The following is a 20,801-nucleotide window of genomic DNA, read 5'->3' on the forward strand; positions in this document are numbered from 1 at the left end:
ATTTATATCAAATATAGAATTTCAGAACAGAAATTACATTAAGCTCATTTAAACAAAGCACTATCTAAAAGTTAAGAAAAAAGCCACGACTAGTGCGTGGCTTTTACCTTATCTAAGTTGTGAAATGTGTTGTTTTTTTTAGATCGAATCGATATTGGATTCAATAACGTTTTCAATAGAATCTGGTACCAGGTCAAAGAAGTCGTAACCAGTAGCAGCCTCGATATCGTCTACTGTAGTTAGATACTGAGTCCAGTCTGATGTTACAGAATTGCTATTAGGCATATCTATCGCTATCACTCTGGTAGAAGTTGTAACCCGGTTAACATCATCTGTTCCGTCAGGGATAATCATGATAACTTTCCATGTATTGGAAGGGATCTGGATCTTACCGTCGGCTAAATATTCAGCATATCCATTAGCACCATCTCCTCCAAGACCATAGCCTCCTGAAATGATATAAATTTCATTTCCTCCATCAAGCATGGAACGGCAATAACTCTCCAGGTTTGCCCATGCATATCTGTTATTGCTTGGTGCCTGTGGCATCATATTGGTCATATAAAAAGTATTAGAATTATCATCTACAGACAATGTCCTGTCGGCAGAAGGACACAAATGTCCGCGATCAAATCCACTATACTGGTAATCTGTAGCTCCAACCTGATACCATGAAGAAGGTAGACTGCTGTCTGATCTAAAATCATCCTGCCTGGAAGCACTTCCCAGCCAGGCTTCATCCAGATGCCAGCTTACCCAATTCGCTGTACCCTTGTCTCTACTATAAGACATAACATATTCTTCCTTTTCCAATAGATAATTATTTGGGAAATTAATATCGGTAATGGCGGCTGAAGGATTTCCCATAGTTAAATGAACCGCACCCGAAACAGTTGGATTTTCTTCACCGGTTCCTTCTCCAGTTTCCTCGGTGCTGTAGATCGTAAAATCATCAATATTTATCCTATCTCCGCTTCCCGATAATTTTACAATTCTAAACCTAACATTATTAGATGAGTTAACGTCAAAATTTGCCGTTTGAAGATTGGTAGATGTCGAGTTCTGTGTTCCCAGAGTAATCCAGCTGCTTCCCTGGTCTGTACTCATCTGGAATTCCCAATCACTCGAACCATCTGTTCCGTAAACCGCGTGGTTAAAACTTACAGATTGAGCTCCCAAAACATCATAATTCATTTCCAGAATACCATAATCTCTAATTCTTACAGATTTATTTCCGGTTTTTCTATCGTTATCCAGAGAACCTAACAGCGCCTCTTCCAAATACCAAATCCCCGATGGAAGGTCTACAGTTCCTGCCGAATAGCTGCCTTTTGATCCAGCTTCATAATCCTCGCTAATATCAATGATATTTCCCGTAGTAGTTACAGGATTCGGTTCTACCACGATATCATCAATATTCAGCCTTTCATTTGAACCATCAGTTTTTCTGATCTCAAATCTTATATTTCCAACTACATTCAGGGAAAAAGTAGCCGTTTCCAGGAACGACTTTTTGACTAAAATTTCATTTCCCAGAGTTTGCCAGGAATTACCTGAATCTGAAGAATAATAAACCTGAAAAGAAGTTTGTTTATCACGACCAAATTTTCCATACTGCAGGCTTAGATACTTCGCCCCTTCCGGTAAATCATAGTTCATAGTGATCACAGCATTAGAAACCATTCTTACAGACTGATTTCCGTTTTTAAGATCTGAACTTAAGCTTCCGGTAAGAGCATTTGTGAAATACCAGTCACCACCGCTAAAGCTTACCATGCCGCCAGCATAGGCAGATTTAAATCCATTTTCAAAATTCTCTTCGAAATTGCCGGCTTGATTAAGGGTAAAATTAACTTCTGAAAAAGAATCATCAGAAATTTCAGATTCATCGGTTGAGCATCCGATAATAAACAGAAATACCTGCATTAAAAGCAGGTATTTAAAATAATTAGGGTTTTTCATTGTTTGGTTTTGTTATTAGATAAGGGGTTTAAGTCCCGAATTTATCTAATTGACAACCAACGTGAAAGATGACCTAATAATACTTATTAAGAGTTTATTAACGTTTTTAAACGACGAAATACATTATTTCTATATTTTTAAGTATGTAAGAATATTAATACAAAACTCTAAATCTAATAGTTCCTTCGATGCCTTTAAGTTCTTTGATCACTTCTGCATCATACTCCTTATCTATGTCTGTAATCACGTAACCTATAGTTTCATTTGTCTTTAAATATTGCCCTACAATATTGATATCATGAGCCGCCAGGATCCTGTTAATGTGTGCAATAATACCTGGTTTATTGTGGTGAATATGAATAAGTCTGTGCGCATTTTCCAGGATAGGCAATTGTAAATTCGGGAAATTCACAGAATTTGTAGTACTACCCGTATTGATATAATTAATAATTTTTCCTGGAACAAAATTTCCAATGTTAACCTGAGCCTCTTCAGTACTTCCGCCAATATGCGGAGTTAAAATAAGGTTTGGTAACCCACGCAATGGGGATTCAAATTCTTCCTGGTTAGTTTTGGGTTCCTTTGGAAAAACGTCCACTCCGGCACCACGAATTCGGCCAGATTCCATATGTTTTTTAAGGGCGTCAACATCCACCACCTGTCCCCTGGCAAGGTTGAGAAATATGGAGCCTTCTTGCATCCAGCTAAATTCCTTATCCCCAATCATATTCTTATTTTCCTTACGGCCGTCTACATGCAGGGTAACTATATCAACTTTTTCAAAAAGTTCCTTTAAGCTATGGCACTTCGTAGCATTCCCAAGGGCTAGTTTCTCTACAAGGTCATAATAATAAACATCAAATCCAATAGCTTCTGCAACAACAGACAACTGCGAACCAATATTACCATACCCAACAATTCCGAGCTTCTTACCTCTTACTTCAAAACTTCCCTTTGCAGATTTGTTCCATTCGCCTTTATGCATCTCAGCGATCCTGTCTGGCAAATTCCTCATTAACAGGATGATCTCGCCAATAGCAAGTTCAACCACAGAACGAGTATTACTAAACGGTGCATTAAATACAGCTACACCTTTTTTAAGGCAGGCTTCAAGATCTATTTGGTTGGTACCTATACAAAAGGCTCCAACTGCTATAAGCCGGTTCGCATTTTCAAGGACCTTAGCCGTTAATTGTGTTTTTGACCTGATACCCAGAACCGAAACATCCTTGATCTTTTCAGCCAGTTCCTCTTCATCCAGGGCGCCCGAAATTGTAGAAACATTGTAACCCTCATTTTTCATAATGGTTACTGCATCAGAATGGACATTTTCAAGTAATAGAACTTTGATTCTGTTTTTTGGATAAGAAATAGCTTTATTCATTTTATGAAGGTATAGGAATTCGTCAAGACTTGGTGTGATGTGGTCTGCTTTATCGAGGATGTTATCTCGCTCTACATTTTCGGTAAAAGCATAGAATTTATTGGCCAGGCCAGCGGCTTTGATCTCGTAGTCGTTATAACCGTCTCCAATCACATAAACATCCCCTTTAAGGTCAAGTTGTTTTAAAAGCTCAACCTTGCCATTATTTGAAGAAAGTACATTATTCTGATCAAAACCATTGATATTCCCTTCTTCATCAAAAACAAAATTGTTGGCAAAGACATTCTCTTCTTTTACCCCGTATTCTTTTACAATAGGAACAATAAACTCTTTAAACCCGTTTGAAATAATGTAGATCCGGTCCTGGTATTCGGTGAAGAACTCTTCATTTCTAACAAAGGAAACTGAGACCTTTTTTTTAAGCCTGGCGATCAACTCCGGGATCTCATTTTTATGAGCGTCCAGGATCTCCAATCTTCTCTCAAGGGATTCTCTAAAAGCAAGGTTCCCGCCCATTGCCAGATCTGTAAGTTCTTTAAGTTCTTTTAATTTCCTGTCTTTGTTGGGGTTATTCGCCAGAGTGATCTCACCAAGCACATCCAGAGCTTCTACCTGGGTAAATGTGCTGTCAAAATCGATAACAAAATGCCTTTTATTCTCCATATTGAAATTCAATACTATTGCTTTGAACCGATAAAACTAAGTCTTTTTGATGCATTTAAAAACAGATTTTTTTATGGCTGAAATGTCTAATTACAGTTTCCTTAAAAAAGATGCTAATAACTTTCAAAACGAAAATTTTTTGATCGATAAACTGATTTTTTTGCGGAAAACTCACATTTACAAAGAAATTCTTTTTCCAGTAACTTGATTTAAGACTTCTTTCATGATGAATAACCTGTAATGAAATATTCACTATCTTCATTTACTCAAGACAAGGTTAATCCTGATGATCATTGATTCAAAATTTTACTAAGATCAAATTAAGGTTTCGTTGAACCTATGAAGAAATTCTTTAAAACCAGGAATCAAAATAACGATCCGGTAATACCTTCTGTTAAAGGCGGTCTGGGTACCTTCGGCGGGGTCTTTACTCCTTCCATACTTACTATTCTTGGAGTGATCATGTACCTGCGGTTTGGCTGGGTGGTAGGAAATGTTGGACTTCTGGGAACATTGATCATTGTAACCCTTTCTGTTTCCATAACGTTTTTAACTGCATTATCAGTCGCTTCCATTGCAACAGATCAACAGGTAAGAGCGGGTGGAGCCTATTATATGATAAGTCGGTCTCTGGGCGTAGAAGCTGGAGGTGCGATTGGCATTCCCTTATTTATTGCTCTTACTCTTTCTATAGCTCTATACACTGTAGGCTTTGCCGAAAGTGTGGTGAGCGTTTTTCCCCAACTTGATTTTAAATCGGTTGGTTTGATCACAACAATACTAGTCGCGGTATTAGCTATGATCTCAGCAAAAGTCGCGATAAAAGCACAGTATTTTATAATGGTAGGGATTGCTCTATCCTTGTTGTCACTTGCCTTTGGAAGCCCCATCGAAAATACGAGTATTGAAATGTGGAGCTCTTCGGTAGAAGGAAAAGAAAGTTTCTGGGTTGTTTTCGCCGTTTTCTTTCCGGCTGTAACAGGAATCATGGCCGGAGTAAATATGTCTGGAGATCTGAAGGATCCGTCTAAATCGATTCCTAAGGGAACCTTTGCTGCCATCGGTGTAGGTTATTTTATTTACATGACCTTACCCATCATACTGGCATATCGTGCTGATGCCGAAACCCTCATTGCAGATCCCATGATAATGAGAAAGATCTCCTACTGGGGTGATGCGATCCTTATTGGAGTCTGGGGTGCCACGCTTTCCAGCGCAGTTGGAAGTATACTTGGTGCTCCACGTGTTTTACAGGCCCTCGCAAGAGATAGAGTTTTACCTCAATGGTTGAACTGGTTGGGTAGAGGTTCTGCCAAAGATGACTCTCCGAGGTATGGAACTTTATTTACTATGTTCATTGCACTTATTGCCGTATACCTGGGCAACCTTAATATTATTGCTCCTATCCTTACTATGTTCTTTCTTACCACTTATGGAGTTTTAAATGCTGCAGCGGGAATAGAGGGAATTCTGGATAGTCCTTCGTTCAGGCCCGCTTTTAAAATACACTGGATCTTTTCTCTTCTTGGAACTTTAGGATGTATAGCCGTTATGTTCCTTATTAATGGCCTGGCCACCGGGATCGCCTTTATTTTTATAGCCATTATATTTGTCTGGCTTCAGAGCAGGGAAATGAAAACAGCATGGGGAGATGTGCGCAGGGGTGTATGGATGGCCCTGGTTAGGATAAGCTTATTAAACCTTAGGAGTGCCAAGGAATCTAAAACGTGGAGGCCTAATCCGTTGGTACTTTCTGGCGCTCCAACCAAGAGATGGCATCTTATAGATTTTGCTTCAAATATCACTCACAACCGGGGGATTCTAACAGTTGCTACGGTTCTCACCAGTAGTCATACTACTTCTGAACGTAGAAAACAGATGCAGCAGAATATCGAGGATTTTTTAACTAAAAAAAGTTCCCGTGGTTTTGCGCGGGTTATTGAAGCAGAAGACACCTTTAAAGGCGCTGAAGATTTTGTAAAAGCCTATGGCCTGGCCTCTCTCGAGCCAAATACGATCATTCTTGGTGATAGTGAAAATATTGCTTTTAGAAAACAGTATTGTGACATGATCACTAAATTTTATAAGCTTAACCGAAATCTTGTTTTGGTTAGGGATAATAAAGAAAAAGGCTTCGGGGAAAAAGAACAAATAGACGTTTGGTGGGGTGGTTTAAAAGGTAATGGAGGTTTGTTGATGATTCTGGCATATTTGCTTAAAAGTAGCCGGGCCTGGTACGGTGCCAGGGTAACCCTTAAAATGATGGTGGAAAATGACAAAGCCGGCGAGGATGCACACCGTAATATTGCCCAGGTAATTAAAAAGCTTCGAACAGGATTTAAATTGGAGATAATAGTTTCCGGAGGTAGATCATTCGACGAAGTATTACAGGAATCTTCGGCCAAAGCAGATCTAATATTTATGGGTATGGCGAAACCAGATGCTAATTTTGAGAATTACTATGCAAGTTTACAAAAACGATTGAAAGATCTACCGACAACAATTCTAGTAATGGCCGCTGAAGAGATCTCCTTTGGAGAGGTTTTGATGCAGCAGGATGTTTTCCGTAAGGATTAAACTAACTGTAATTATCTGAGAGCCAATTTAATTATTTGAATAGAAAAAGAAAATTCAAAATTCCTGCATTTCAACTGTAACAATATACCTTTTATCCATACTTGTATATCGCTAGTACTCTAATTTTCTAAAAGAATTAAATAAAATTACCGGACCGTTTTAAAAGGCAAAGCAAATTGAGTAGGGTCGGTTTGCCTGCTTCAGGTCCGGTAATTATTTTAAAAAGATCTGAATCCCAGCCAATTCCTTTTTTACGGAGTTCTTTTTTACTAGATGCACCCCGATAACAGGTGTAAAAGTCTTTACAGTTGTTAATTAATCAATAAAAGAAAGGCTATAGACCTGGTGCGCTGTCTGTATTCTAAAAATTTCTGTAACTTTAGAATTCACTGAGGTTTAACGGTTTATAATCCCTTAAAAACCCCTCCCAAATTAAATCGATATCGTTATAAAGCCATCAGGTTTACATATAGCCCCGATTTTCCAGATAAAACCATTCATTGGATTAGGAATGCTTTTTATTTTTTTCTTTTCCTGTGCTCCCAAAATGCAAGATGTGGAGGCTCCTATAGAAAATCCAGAAAATTTTACCGATGGTGGTAATACTAATGTTCAGGAAAAATGGTGGACTTCATTCGAAGATCCAGTTTTGAACCGGCTGGTAGATACCGCTCTCACGGCTAATCTTGAACTGGCAGGTTCCTGGGAACAATTTCAGGCATCTATTGCTAGTGTAAAGAGACAGCGTTCCTTCTTATTCCCCGACATTCAGGCTGAAGCCAGAACCGGTATAAGTCGCCCGGAGCCAGATTTTGCCGGGGGTGAGAATACGAGATTTGGAGTTTCCGCCGCTTACGAAATAGATCTTTGGGGAAGAATTCGCTCAGGTATCGAGGCCGAAGAATTCCGGGCTCAGGCAAATTATTTCGATTATCAGGCTGCGGCGATGACGGTTTCTGCAGAAACAGCTATAAATTGGTATCGGCTGGTGGCTGCGAGGAAAGAGCTTGCTCTTATTGAAGAACAGGTTGAGACCAATGAGAATATTTTAAAACTGATAAGGGCGAGATATACCAGTGGACAAATTAGAGCAGTAGATATTTTAAGGCAGGAGAATCTTGTGGAATCTACTCGCAATCAGAAGATCACTTTTGAAACCGAAGTACAGCTTATTGAGAATCAACTTGCGGTATTACTGGGTATACCACCTCAAAATTTAAGCAATATTCCAAATACCGACTTTCCAGAACTTCCAGGTTTACCCGAAACCAGTTTACCGCTGGAATTGACCAGAAGAAGGCCCGATCTTAAAAGCGCCTATAGCCTGGTGCTAGCCGCAGATCGCGATATGGCGCAGGCTATTAGAAATAAATATCCGCAGATCTCACTTGATTTAAGCGCACAGGCCAGATCTAATGATTTTAATGCCTTGTTTCAGGATTGGGCTTATACCCTTGCCGGGAATATAGTGGCTCCATTGATCTATGGCGGAAGACTTAAAGCTGAAGTAGACCGAACAGAAGCCTTGAAAAATCAACGATTATATGAATATGGACAAACTGTGCTAATTGCTTTTAGGGAGGTTGAAGATGCATTAATCCGAGAAATAAAGCAGAAAGAAAGAATAACTACCCTCGAAAAACAGCTGGATCTTTCTGCAAAAACAAACAAACAATTAAAACTTTCCTTTTTAAATGGATTAACAGATTACCTGGATGTATTGTTGGCCCTGGGACAGGAACAGCAATTACAGAGAGACCTTATCAATGCCAGACAACAACTACTGGAAATTAGAATCTCATTATACCGTGCACTCGCCGGAGGTTTTGAAACTGAAAGAGAAGTTGAAATGGAAGAATTAAAATACCTGGAAGAATAATATGAGTACGAAAAAAATATTGATCATTTGTGGTGTCATATTGCTAATCGCGGTAGTGATCACTGCATTTATTTTTCTTAGCGAACCCACTGCACAAAGTGAAGGAGCTACAAAACAAATGGCTATGCTCGTAAAAGTTGAACCAGCTGAAAAGGGAGATTTTAAACCAATTATTGTAGCTACGGGAACGGTACAGCCTGTTGAAGATGTGATGTTAAGCCCTTTGGTGGGCGGCCAGGTAATAAGACGCGATGACTCATTTATTCCAGGGGGATTCGTAAAAAAAGGAGAAGTACTTCTTCAGATAGATCCTTCAGATTATCGAAACACGTTGGAATTAAGAAAAAGCGAACTTCAGCAGGCAGAAACAAACCTGGATGTTGAAATGGGAAGACAGGAAGTGGCAGAACAGGACCTGGAATTACTCGGCATAGATTCCCTTTCTCAGGATCAAAAGTCCCTTGTTCTTAGAAAACCTCAGCTAAGTTCTGTAGAAGCAAACCTTAAATCGGCCAGGGCATCAGTTCAGCAGGCTCAATTAAACCTTTCCCGCACGACAATAAAAGCTCCGTTTGATGCACATATCCTTAGCCAGAATGTAACGATAGGTTCGCAGGTTAGCCCGGGAGATAATCTTGGCAGACTGGTTGGCACAGATTTTTACTGGATCAACCTAACCGTACCGGTTAATAAGATCAAATGGTTGCATTTCCCTGGCTCAGATTCTGAAAAGGGTTCACCGGTAAAGATCTTAAGTACTTCGGCATGGAATGAAGGTGAATTCCGTGAAGGTTATCTATATAAACAGGTTGGCGCATTAGATGATCAAACGAGATTGGCCAGGGTATTGGTACGGGTTCCAGATCCCCTGGGCCGGAATTCAGAAAAGGACAAACCAGAACTAATGATAGGATCTTTTGTAGAAGCTCATATGCAGGCTGAAGAGATAAAAGACGTGGTAAGGCTTAACCGTGATCTTATTAGAAGTAATAACACGGTTTGGGTCATGCAAGAAGGGGAACTACAAATAAGAGATGTAGAGATCTTGCTTACAGATGCTAAATATTCCTATATCAAAAAAGGCCTGGAAGATGGAGATTCAGTAGTGGTTACCAATTTGAGCACTGTATCTAACGGTATAAAGCTGAGAACAGAAAAGGATAGCAACTCCACAGGAAATAAAGAAATGATGAATTAGGGAGCTATGAGCGAGAATGGAGAAAAAAAGGTAAGACGTGAGGGAGTCATAGGCTACATGGCCAGAAACTCTATTGCCGCAAATCTTTTGATGCTGGTATTATTAGGTGGCGGTATTTATACCATGTTTAAAATTCAGAAAGAGGTCTTCCCGCAATTCCAATTGGATTATGTAGAGGTTAATGTAACCTATCCCGGCGCTGCTCCTGCCGAAGTGGAACAAGGCATCATACTACCCGTAGAGGAAGCAGTACGAGGTATCCAGGGAATCAAAGAGATCGTTTCCACTGCCAATGAGGGATCGGGAAATGTTACTATCGAACTTATTGCTGGAACGAACAGAATGAAAAGTTTTCAGGAAATAGACCAGGCAGTGAGCCGTATAAGAACCTTTCCAGATGATATCGAAGAACCCCAGGTAAATTTACAAACCAGGCAAAGGGATGTGCTCGAAATAAGTCTTTTTGGGAATACTGATATCTGGAATTTAAGACAACTGGCAGAAAGGCTCAGGAACCGGCTTCTAAGTAATCCTAATATCACCCAGGTAGAACTAGGTAATGTGCCAGATTATGTGACCCATATTGAGATCCCTAGAAATAAACTTCGGGAGTACAATCTTACTTTAGGTCAGGTTGCAGATATTATTGAAAGATCTAGTCGAGACGTCCCGGCAGGTGCCGTGGAAACCGAATCTGGCGAGATCCTTCTAAGAATGAAGGAGCGGAAGCAATGGGCAGAAGAGTTTGGAAATATTACGATCGTTTCCTCCCCTTCTGGCGCCAAGGTGGTGCTTGAAGATATTGCAAAGATCACAGATGGCTTCGAAGAAACCGGATTTCATGGGCAGTTCAATCAGCAGCCTGCTGTAAGTTTAAGTATTTACAGGGTTGGCGACCAGTCCCCTCTTGAAATTTCTGAAATCACTAATGAAATTCTGGAAGACTTTCAATTACCTCCTGGGATAGAATATCGAATAGATAGTAACCGGGCCGAAGATTATCGTGAAAGATTATCGCTCCTAACAGAAAATGGTGTTCTGGCAATTATTATAGTAATGGTGATCCTAACTCTTTTTCTGGAATACAGGCTTGCCTTCTGGGTAATGATGGGTATGGCCATTTCTTTCATTGGGGGAATGCTGTTTCTACCTCTGGTGGGAGTAAGTATAAATATGATCTCGATGTTCGGGTTTCTTATAGTGTTAGGTATCGTAGTAGATGATGCTATTGTAGTAGGTGAGAATGTATACGAGTATAGGCAGAAAGGCATGAGTGCCATCGATGCTGCTATAAAAGGAACGCGGGATGTTTCTAGACCGGTTATTTTCAGCATAATTACCACGATCATCGCCTTTGTGCCTTTGCTTTTTATGCCTGGTGAAACCGGTAAATTCTGGTGGCCCTTACCAGTTGTGGTAATTGTGATACTTGCCATTTCATTATTGGAAGCATTGTTCATATTGCCCTCTCACCTGGCTCACCTTTCCATAAAAAAGAAGAAGGGGTTTATCAGGAAATTTGAAGACTGGCAGGAAAAATTTGCCCGGGGCTTCGACAGGCTTATTGATAAATATTACCGGCCATTGCTAGACAAATGTCTTGAGTTTCGCTACATAACTCTTACCGCGGCTATAGCTCTTTTACTAATGGTAGGAGCATACGGTTATAGCGACCATATGGGAATGATCATGATGCCCGAGGTTGCCGCAGATGAGATTGAAGCCGGAGTTTCACTTCCGGTGGGCACTACTCCCCTACAAGCTGCCAAGGTAGCGGAAGAGATCACAGAGTCTACCAGGAAAATGTTTGAAGAACATAATTTATATGAAGTCGCTGAAGGAATAAAAACGAATGTGCGCGGTCAGAATTTTATAGATGTAGAGATCGTAATGCGCCCTCCTGACCAAAGAGAAATGACGGCCAGGGAAGTAATTGCACTATGGCGTGATAATATTGGAGATATCGAAGGAGTAGACCAGATCACTTTTGAGGCGGAAAGAGGTCCTGGTGGTTATCAGCAAGCCATTAGCGTAGACCTTAGTCATCCAGATATCAATGTCCTGGAAAGAGCTAGCCAGGCATTCCTGCAAAGAGTAAAGGCCTTTAACAATACCCGTGATGTAAATGATAATTACAACAAGGGAAAGATGCAGTACGATTTCAAATTAAAACCTGAGGGCCGTAACCTGGGGCTTACCTCTTCTGAAGTTGGCCAACAGGTTAGAGATGCGTTTTATGGCGCTTTAGCCATGAGACAGCTAAGGGGAACCAACGAGATCGAGGTACGGGTAAAACTACCGTTGGAAGAACGACGGGACCTTCAGAACCTGGAAAACTTTCTGGTGCGCACCCCTACAGGTGTGGAAGTTCCTTTGCTGGATGTGGTAGATGTAGAGCAAAGAGAAGCTTTCACCAATATTAACCGAAGAGATGGCAGCCGGGTGGTGACAGTAGGAATGGATGTGGAACCTGCGAATACCGTTTCCCAGGTGCTGGCTTCTATAGAACAGGAAGTACTGCCGCAATTACGCGCCGATTTCCCCGGTATTACCTGGAGTTTTGAAGGCAGCCAGGCAGATATGAGAGAATCTACTTCCTCGCTCTGGAGTGGTTTCAGCATTGCGATGTTACTAATTTATGCCCTACTGGCCATAGCATTTAATAGTTATACTCAACCTCTTATAGTATTAATCGCAATTCCGTTTGGGATCGTAGGTGCAGTGATTGGACATATTTTGCTTGGTTATGATCTTTCCCTGGTAAGTTTAATGGGTGTGATCGCCCTATCTGGTGTTGTGGTGAATGACTCCCTTATCATGATAGATTATGCTAATAAAAAACGAAAAGATAATTCGATATACGATTCTATTCACGAAGCAGGCATCAGGCGTTTCAGGCCAATTATGCTCACAACCCTAACCACTTTTGGAGGTTTGACCCCTATCATCCTGGAAACTTCGAGCCAGGCCTATTATCTTATTCCTATGGCAATATCTCTTGGTTTTGGGATCGTGTTTGCAACTTCGATCATCCTGGTCATCGTTCCCTGCTTATATCTGATCTCCGAAGATATAAGACTATATGTTGAGAAAGGAAAAACCGTGGAAAAGCAACCGGTATCTCAACATTAATTTCGGTTGTGCTTGGTCATATCTTTGATATAATTCTTTATGTATAAAATTTCCGGGACGACTTGAAATGGCGTTAAAACTTAATTACTTTGCAGGGTAAGTTCCAAAAACATGAAAATACTCCACACTGCCGACTGGCATATTGGTAAAAAACTACATAAACACGAGCTAAGGGAAGATTTCGATCTTTTCATAAACTGGCTCATTGAGTATATCAAATCAGAAAATATTGATGTTCTATTGATATCAGGTGATATTTTTGACCTAGCGAATCCTTCTTCGGAAGCCAGAAAACAATATTACCAGGCACTGATAAAGCTTCAGAAATTAAATTGTAAGATCATCGCTACCGGCGGTAATCATGATTCTCCTTCTATGCTGGACGCTCCCAAGGACCTGATGAAGGCTCTGGACATGGAAGTGATTGGGGGTTTACCCACAGATCTCGAAGAAACCCTAATCCCGGTTTATAATAGGAATCAGGAAATTGAGCTGGTGGTAGCCGCGATCTCCTACCTGCGGGATGCAGATCTTAGGTCGGGCGCAGGAGCCAGCAATTATGAAGACCGGCTGGAAGCAATAAGAGAAGGCATCAAAAATATTTTCAATTCTGCTGCGGAAATTTGCCAGGAAAAATATCCTGAAATTCCGGTTATCGCCATGGGACATTTATATACGGCCGGGATCGAAACTTCAGAAAGCGAACGGGATATTCAAATTGGAAACCTGGCGGCATTCCAGGCTTCACAGTTTGGAGAATATTTCAAATACGTTGCTTTAGGCCATATTCATAAACCGCAGCGAGTGAATGCGGGTATACCAGTTCTCTACAGCGGTTCCCCTATTCCACTTTCATTTTCTGAAAGAAAAGATGAAAAAAGGGTACTGGTCCTTGATATCGAAAAAGGATATGAACCTGAAAGCATCAACCTGCCAAATTTCAGGCAATTGATAAGACTAAGCGGAAATCTGGAGGAACTTCAGTTAAAATTGAATAGCCTTGAACATAAGTCTGAACTAACCTCTTTGATCGAAGTCGACCTGGTTGAGGAACAATATGATGCCCAAAAGATATATGCGCTGGATAGCATGGTGAATGATTTTAACCGTGAAGGGTTCGAGATCGTAAAGCAACGGGTACAGTTCAGGAACAGGGTTAAAGGTGCAGCCGAACTTTACAAGAACGAGCAACACCTTGAAGATCTGAAACCAAAAGATGTTTTTACTGAGCTTATCGCCCGGCATGAATATTCTGAGCAAGATAGGAATGAGATCCTCGCCGCTTTTGACGAGATTCTGGAAGAAGTTCAATCTGAAAATACTACGGAATAAATGAAGATCCTGAAAGTAGAATTCGAAAACATCAATTCCCTGAAAGGTTTTCACGAAATAGATTTCAGCAAGGAACCTTTTCTTACCAATTCACTTTTTGCCATTACCGGCCCAACGGGTAGTGGGAAGAGCAGCATCCTTGATGTGATCTCCCTTGCCCTGTTTAACCATGTGCCCCGTTTAGGCAAGATCACCAAAAATGAGATCCAGAGCAAAGGAGCGATACTTACCCGCAACCAGAAAAATTCTATGGCGAGGGTTACCTATGAATGTAATAATGGTGTTTATAGCTCGCAATGGACCATTGAGATCAATAGAAATGGTAACCTGAATGATTATGAGATGGAGATCCATGATCATCATTCAGGTAAATTACTCGATCTGAAAAAGTCTATGGTTCCTAATAAGAACGAGGAATTGATAGGACTCAATTATGACCAGTTCATCAAAGCGGTCTTACTGGCCCAGGGTGAATTCGCCCAATTTTTGAAAGCCAAAAAAGAGGAACGCGGCGAATTGCTCGAAAAAATTACGGGTACTGGAATCTATCGCCGACTCGGAATCAAAGCTTTCGAAAAGAATAAAGAAGCAAATCGTGAGATCCAGGAACAACAGAATGAAATAAAGGTCATTCAAAATGACCTGCTGGAAGATGAAATCATTGATCAACATGAATCTGATCTAAAGAAAAAGACCAGTCAGTGCGAGGATCATCAGAAAGAGATCGAAAAGTTAAAAAAAGCTATCCAGTTAAAAGTTGATATTGCAGCTCAGGAAAAGGAGATCCTTAAGCAGAAACAGATTGAAACAACAGCTACCCAAGAATTAAGGAAATTCGATGCTGAACATGGATTCCCTTTAAAACAACATGAAAAGGTACAGGCAGAAGCAGATCAGTTAAGAGATTGGCATCTGTATAAGAATAATCTGAAAGAGGCCAGCGAAACGAAAGAAAAGATCTCTGCGGCTATAAAGGATAACCTTGAGCAACAAACCCAGGTTTTAAATCAAAGCTCTGAACTAATTGGAGAGCCAGTGACCGCTGAAACCATATCAGGAAAACTGGATTCCTTCAGGGAGAAAGTTCTCGGACTACAGGAAACCAGGAAAAACAAGCTTAGTTCTTATGCTTCCAAAAAAGAACAGCTATTAACAGAACTGCGGGACACCGCGATCAATTTTAATGAGCAGGACCTTCAGGGCTCCATAATTAGTCTTACTTCAGAATTAGAAAATTCCGAAAAGAAAAAAGATATTCTCAATCAACATTTAAAAATTGAGGCCGGGGAAAACCTTGAAGAGGTTTCCCAAAAAACAAAAGCTGAGATCAAAACAGCACGTGAAGCTGCCAATATTTTTCTGAACTTTGAAACCCGGAATTCTGAAATTCGAAACATTGAGAAAGAACTGGAGAAAGATGAAAAGATCTTTGAGGAACTACCGCGGAAGATAAAGGATAAAAAAGCGACCTCAGAATCACTCAAACTCCAACTTCAGAATTCCGAACAAAGGAAAGAGCTCGAGTTGATGAAGGCGAGTCTGGATGATCTTCGAAAGAAATTAAAAGACGGTGAAGCCTGTCCTCTCTGTGGTTCAGAACATCACCCCTATGCTCATCAGCAAGACCTTGAAGACAATGATTTGGAAAAGGAAATTGCGGAACTAAAGGCCAAATCCCAGGCAGCCGACAAAGAACTTCACCAGTTGGAAGCAGAATTCTTAAGCCTTCAAAAGCGCAGGAATGAGTTAAATAATAAGCTGAATACAATTCAGGAAGAACAGGAAAAAAGCAAGGCTACATTTTCAAACAATTTCAACGAGTTCGAAGGTTTCGAATCAAGAAAAGAAATAGAGTTGATCGCCGATGAACTGGAAAAAAAATTGGAGGTTATTATCGAAATTGATAAGCAGGTAAGAAGGTCCAGAGCGATCAAAAATGCCATTCCGCTCGCAAAAGAGTTAAAGGAGATTATTAGCGACGGAAAAGCATTGAAAAAAGAACTGGATGCCATCTATAGAGGGAACAATATTCAGAAAGACGTGCAGCAGATCTCCAATTCGTGGATAAAACTGCGAGAGAATTTTTCAAATTATCAGGAAAGAGCCGGTGAAAATGAAAAACAACTTTCAGATCTAAATAACCAAATCGCAAAGATCGAACAGCATTTAGACCAATTCATTGCTCATACCGATTTTCAAAATATCGAAGAAGCCTGGAAAGCATTAATGTCGGAAGCTGAAGCTTCGAAACTTCGCCAGGAAAAACAACAGCTTTCTAAACAAATAGATGATGCAAGAGCATCTATTAAATTACTAAACGAGCAGCTCGAAAAATTGAAAAAACTAGATACCGAAACTGAAATAGAAAAGTTAAAAGAGCATCTTGAGGAAAAAAATGCGCTGTTCACCAGTCTGAGCAATGAATGCAAAGAACTGGAACGCAAACTTAAAAACCAGCAGGAACGCCTAAAAAGAATGCAGGAACTACAGGAACAGATCACTGAAAAGGAAAAACAAACCAAACGATGGAGATTGCTGAATGAGCTTATTGGGGATTCCAAAGGGAAACAATTCAATGACTTTGCGCAGGACCTTACACTTTCACAATTACTAAAACTGGCCAACGTGCGATTGCAGGATCTTAACGACCGTTACCTTATCGACAAACCCGAACCAGAAGAAGATGATGGCCTGGTAGCAATCGACGAGCATATGGGCGGGCAGCGCAGATCTGTGAAAACACTTTCTGGTGGCGAAACTTTTATTTTAAGTTTAAGTATGGCCCTGGCATTATCTGACCTCGCCTCGAAGAATGTGGAGATCAACAGCCTTTTCATAGATGAAGGTTTTGGAACCCTGGACCCCGAAACATTGGATCAAACCCTTGACACCCTGGAAAAGTTACAGGCAGAAAGTTCAAAAACCATTGGAATTATTAGTCATGTAGATTCATTGAAAGAGCGAATTTCTACACAGATAAAACTTACCAGGAACGGGCAGGGCTATAGTAGTTTAAGCATTAGGTGATCAAAAAAAAGCCCTGTAATTGGTACAGGGCTTCATTTATTAGGCTAATTCAATGATTAATAATTAGTTAAACAATCATTGTAATTATACTTAATCTTTATTTTTCCATATAAAACCTCCTTCTTTAGTTTTATATATTTACGATAAAAATGAAGCTCTAGTTTTAAAGAAATAAGCCGAAAAGCTTTATTTATTGATGTATTTGCAATTTTTTACCTAAATTATTCAAGATTAAAACCGTTTTCACCATTATTCAGAATATTTTACTTAATTAATATTTTTTAGGCGATACAAATTCTAATTATGAATTTTGGCTGAGTATATTTACAATTCAATCCCTTGTATATGGAGAAGAACATTTTAGTCCCTACAAATTTTTCAAAACATTCGTGGAATGCATTGATATTTTCCATGAACCTTTATAAAAAACATCCCTGTACCTTTTATCTAATTAACGTATACCAGTCTCAAAATTTCTTAACTGAGGCTATTCCACTTGGTAAGGCTAAAGATGACGAGGAAGAGAGCGAAGAGGAGATTTCTGAAAAGGGTCTGGAACGTATGATGAAAGGTTTAGGATTTAGAAAGGAGAATCCTAAACATCAATTCAAAACCATTTCATTCAAAGGGAATCTGGTAGATGGGATTCAGGAAAGTGCCGAAAAGTATGGTATTGATCTGATTGTACTTGGATCTGACGGGGAAACCGCTGGAATAAATCCTTCCAACGACAGTAAGATTTCAAAAATTACCGAAGAAATTGAGCAATGTCCTCTGCTGGTAGTGCCGGAACAGTTTGAATTGAGAACCGAGAAAACTCTCGAAATTGTATTTCCAACGAACCTGAGATTACCTTTTAAACAGAAGGAACTGGTTCCCATTATGGAATTAGCTAAAGGGCTGAATGCTTCTATAAAAATACTTTATATCAATAGTGAGAATAAAAAATTAACTGAAGATCAGGAAGAAAACAAGGAAGAACTTAGCAAACATTTTGCCGATGTATCTTTCACTTTTCATATGCTAACTCAAACCACTCCTTCTACCGGGGTACATTTATTCATTGAAAGCAGGGACAGTGATTTTCTGGCACTTTACCAAAGAAAACAGGGTTTCTTCTCGCGTCTTTTCAGACCCACTAGATCAAATGAAATAAATTTTGATCCTAAATTACCGGTATTAATACTTAAAGAGATCAATTAAAATTTATCATTCAAATTCCGGGATCCAGAGTTATCTATCCCAGGATTCCGGAATTTGAACTGATCTACTGTTCCTTTATATAACTCCAGCCTTGGGACTGTTTTTGAGCAATTTCAAGTATCCCATCTGGAACAACGATCACACCCGGCAATAATGCAGATTTATCGGCATTCTCTCTGGTCATTGTGCCATTACACACCGCTACTGTCACGTGTTCATCCTGGGCTAGCTTAGTGAGATCATCAGCGACCGAGGACTTATCATTTAAAACCATATCCAGCGCACCGCTATAGACCACGATCTCGAAGTCTGATTCTGGGTATGCTTCAGACATCATTTTCACATGTCTTACCGCCTTCTGGTGCACCTTAACATCATCGCTAGTTACATCAAATACAATCTTAACCGGATTTTCCTGAGCTAATAGGTTCAGCGCAAAAAAACAGTTAAAGAAAATTATTAAATACTTTTTCATAATGTTCAATTTAAGTTATTGCTAACCTGCAAAAATATAGGCGCAACCACGTTCCTGTGCCATGGTCAATGCCCAGACTCCTGAAGGCACGATCTGGATCTCTGGCAGCACTGCAGCCTTCCATTCTTCATACACCTCGTTGGCATCCATACCCATTTGTTGTGCAGCCATACCGCTATAAACATTCAGCGCCAGGTCACATACACAGAACATGGCTCCCCTATCCTGTAGCTTTTTAATCCCTTCTACCACAGGCATAGGCATATCCCCTTCCTTTGGTTCATACACTACATTGCGAATTGCTGCCGCCTTGGTAGTGTTATCTTTTATATCGAACATTTTACCAAGGTTATACTTTTCCCAGGCACTATCGTTCATAGCGAATGGGATAGCATCATGCCTTATAACAGTCATCCCGGTTAGATCATCATCGATGGCTCCCGCACCATTATTTGAATAATACCACGCCCAGTTCCAGATCACTGGAAAATTTTGATGTGGAGTAGATCCATCAAAAACTACCCTATGGGAACCTTTGATCTTGTCAAACCATTTCTCAGGGTCACCTATGCTCTTTTTGTCTAAAGCCGAAATTTTAGCTTCCAGAGGATTGGCCAAAATGGATATTCCACTGGCCGCGGCTCCAAGGACCATAGCCCCCAGAAAGTCCCTCCTTGTTGCATTTAATTGATCAGATTTCATTTTTATATGATTTTTTGATTAAACGATTGTTAATAAATTTAAACTATTATTATTTATAAATACCTAAAAACCAGTGTTTTAAAATTACTCAACAAATATTTATTTGGTCTTGGTTATCCCATACTCTTTCTGATAGTAATCCATTATTGGTTGAAAAGGACCAAGCTGATGCTGAGAAACAGAAAAAGTATCTGCATATGGTGGATAAGGTGTAGAAACCGGTTTTTTCTTAAGATCGGGGAAATCAAAATCCGGATTAGATTTTACAGGTCTGTCTTTATGATTAATGTACCCGGCGAGATCGTAACTTTCCTCATCGGTCAATTCCGGTTTTTCATAAGTTACACCATAGGGCATATTCGCCTTGATAAATTCTGCCGCAGTTATAACCCTAGTCATTCCCGCGCCGGTATTATATGTGTCCTCACCCCAAAGTGGAGGATAAAGGTAGCCGGGGGAATTCTTCAGGGCGATCCCCTGCCCATCTTCTCCATGACAGGAAGCACATTTTTTCAGGAATAATAGTTCACCTTTTTGGAGATCGACTGCACGATTTGGAATCTCGATCCTGGCATAACCCATTCCTTCGACTTTGCCATCTTCCGGAGCATAACGGCTAAGCCAGTCCATATAAGCTAAGAAGGCTTTCATTTCCTTACCATTGGGAGGAAGTTCCTTTCCATTCATGCTTCGTTCCATACAACCGTTTATGCGTTCTTCAAGGCTACCTATCTTATTCTCCCTACCTCTGAACTGGGGAAAGCGTTTATTCACCCCTATCAACATTCCCGAATAAGACTTTGTACCAGCATTTAGATGACAATTATTACAGGCGAGATTATTACCTGAATAGATCATGTCCTCCTTTCCATTAGAGGGGCCAAGGTATTTAGCAGTATTTGTGAAAAGTTCGAAACCATACTTTATCTGTTTATTCTTTTTAGAATCGTCCAGATAAAATGTCTCATAGTCTGCGGTAAGTGGATCTATATTTTCCTTTTTATCGACCTCCTCATATTCAGGTTCAAAGGCACCATAATCAAATAAGAGATAAATAATGATGAGCAGTACGATAAGGAATGAAAAAACAATGATTAACTGCCGTCGAATTCGTCCTTTATTTGAAGACTTTAAATTCATAATCCTTTGTTTTTAATGGATTATAAGCAGGCAGACAAGGACAAATTGGTTAATAGACCTTATTAAAATTACGAATATTATCAATGTGATACTAAAATTTATAAGCAGCTTTTTGTTAGAAGATGCT

12 protein-coding genes are annotated in these 20,801 nt (G+C 40.0%); 7 read left to right on the forward strand and 5 right to left on the reverse strand.

Annotated features, from left to right (window positions below; translation table 11 throughout):
• Positions 1-138: 138 nt before the first annotated feature.
• Entirely contained in the window at positions 139-1,962 is a 1,824-nt protein-coding gene (locus G3I01_RS16735) for a DNA/RNA non-specific endonuclease (protein WP_219549849.1), read from the reverse strand.
• A 154-nt stretch (positions 1,963-2,116) separates the two neighbouring features.
• Entirely contained in the window at positions 2,117-4,009 is a 1,893-nt protein-coding gene (gene serA / locus G3I01_RS16740) for a phosphoglycerate dehydrogenase (protein WP_219549851.1), read from the reverse strand.
• Between the two features lie 339 nt (positions 4,010-4,348).
• Here serA and G3I01_RS16745 point away from each other — a divergent pair, with 339 nt between their 5' ends.
• From G3I01_RS16745 to G3I01_RS16775, 7 genes are all read left to right on the forward strand, one after another.
• On the forward strand, positions 4,349-6,586 hold the full coding sequence (locus G3I01_RS16745; RefSeq protein WP_219549853.1) for a Na-K-Cl cotransporter: 2,238 nt from the start codon (positions 4,349-4,351) through the stop codon (positions 6,584-6,586).
• A 511-nt stretch (positions 6,587-7,097) separates the two neighbouring features.
• Positions 7,098-8,465 (forward strand): TolC family protein, encoded by a 1,368-nt coding sequence (locus G3I01_RS16750; RefSeq protein WP_219549855.1) that lies wholly within the window; start codon positions 7,098-7,100, stop codon positions 8,463-8,465.
• A 1-nt stretch (position 8,466) separates the two neighbouring features.
• Complete coding sequence (locus G3I01_RS16755; RefSeq protein WP_219549857.1) at positions 8,467-9,663, forward strand: efflux RND transporter periplasmic adaptor subunit; 1,197 nt, start codon at positions 8,467-8,469, stop codon at positions 9,661-9,663.
• Between the two features lie 6 nt (positions 9,664-9,669).
• A complete protein-coding gene (locus tag G3I01_RS16760; protein ID WP_219549859.1) occupies positions 9,670-12,795 on the forward strand; it encodes an efflux RND transporter permease subunit in 3,126 nt (1,041 codons plus the stop codon).
• Between the two features lie 111 nt (positions 12,796-12,906).
• Positions 12,907-14,127: an exonuclease SbcCD subunit D C-terminal domain-containing protein gene (locus G3I01_RS16765; RefSeq protein ID WP_219549861.1), complete on the forward strand. Its 1,221-nt coding sequence runs from the start codon at positions 12,907-12,909 to the stop codon at positions 14,125-14,127.
• Positions 14,128-17,154, forward strand: coding sequence for an SbcC/MukB-like Walker B domain-containing protein (locus G3I01_RS16770; protein ID WP_219549863.1), 3,027 nt, complete (start codon positions 14,128-14,130; stop codon positions 17,152-17,154).
• 345 nt (positions 17,155-17,499) lie between these two features.
• On the forward strand, positions 17,500-18,357 hold the full coding sequence (locus tag G3I01_RS16775; protein WP_219549865.1) for a universal stress protein: 858 nt from the start codon (positions 17,500-17,502) through the stop codon (positions 18,355-18,357).
• 64 nt (positions 18,358-18,421) lie between these two features.
• On the opposite strand, the gene G3I01_RS16780 is transcribed toward G3I01_RS16775, so the two are convergent.
• The 3 genes from G3I01_RS16780 to G3I01_RS16790 form a co-directional block, all read right to left on the reverse strand.
• Complete coding sequence (locus G3I01_RS16780; protein WP_219549867.1) at positions 18,422-18,832, reverse strand: DsrE family protein; 411 nt, start codon at positions 18,830-18,832, stop codon at positions 18,422-18,424.
• A 21-nt stretch (positions 18,833-18,853) separates the two neighbouring features.
• The gene (locus G3I01_RS16785; RefSeq protein ID WP_219549869.1) at positions 18,854-19,534 is read right to left on the reverse strand and encodes a Tat (twin-arginine translocation) pathway signal sequence containing protein; all 681 of its coding nucleotides are present in this window, start codon (positions 19,532-19,534) and stop codon (positions 18,854-18,856) included.
• A gap of 99 nt (positions 19,535-19,633) precedes the next feature.
• On the reverse strand, positions 19,634-20,674 hold the full coding sequence (locus G3I01_RS16790) for a c-type cytochrome (protein WP_219549871.1): 1,041 nt from the start codon (positions 20,672-20,674) through the stop codon (positions 19,634-19,636).
• Positions 20,675-20,801: the final 127 nt, after the last annotated feature.

The sequence above is a fragment of the Gramella sp. MT6 genome (assembly GCF_019357415.1).
Classification (GTDB): Bacteria; Bacteroidota; Bacteroidia; order Flavobacteriales; family Flavobacteriaceae; genus Christiangramia.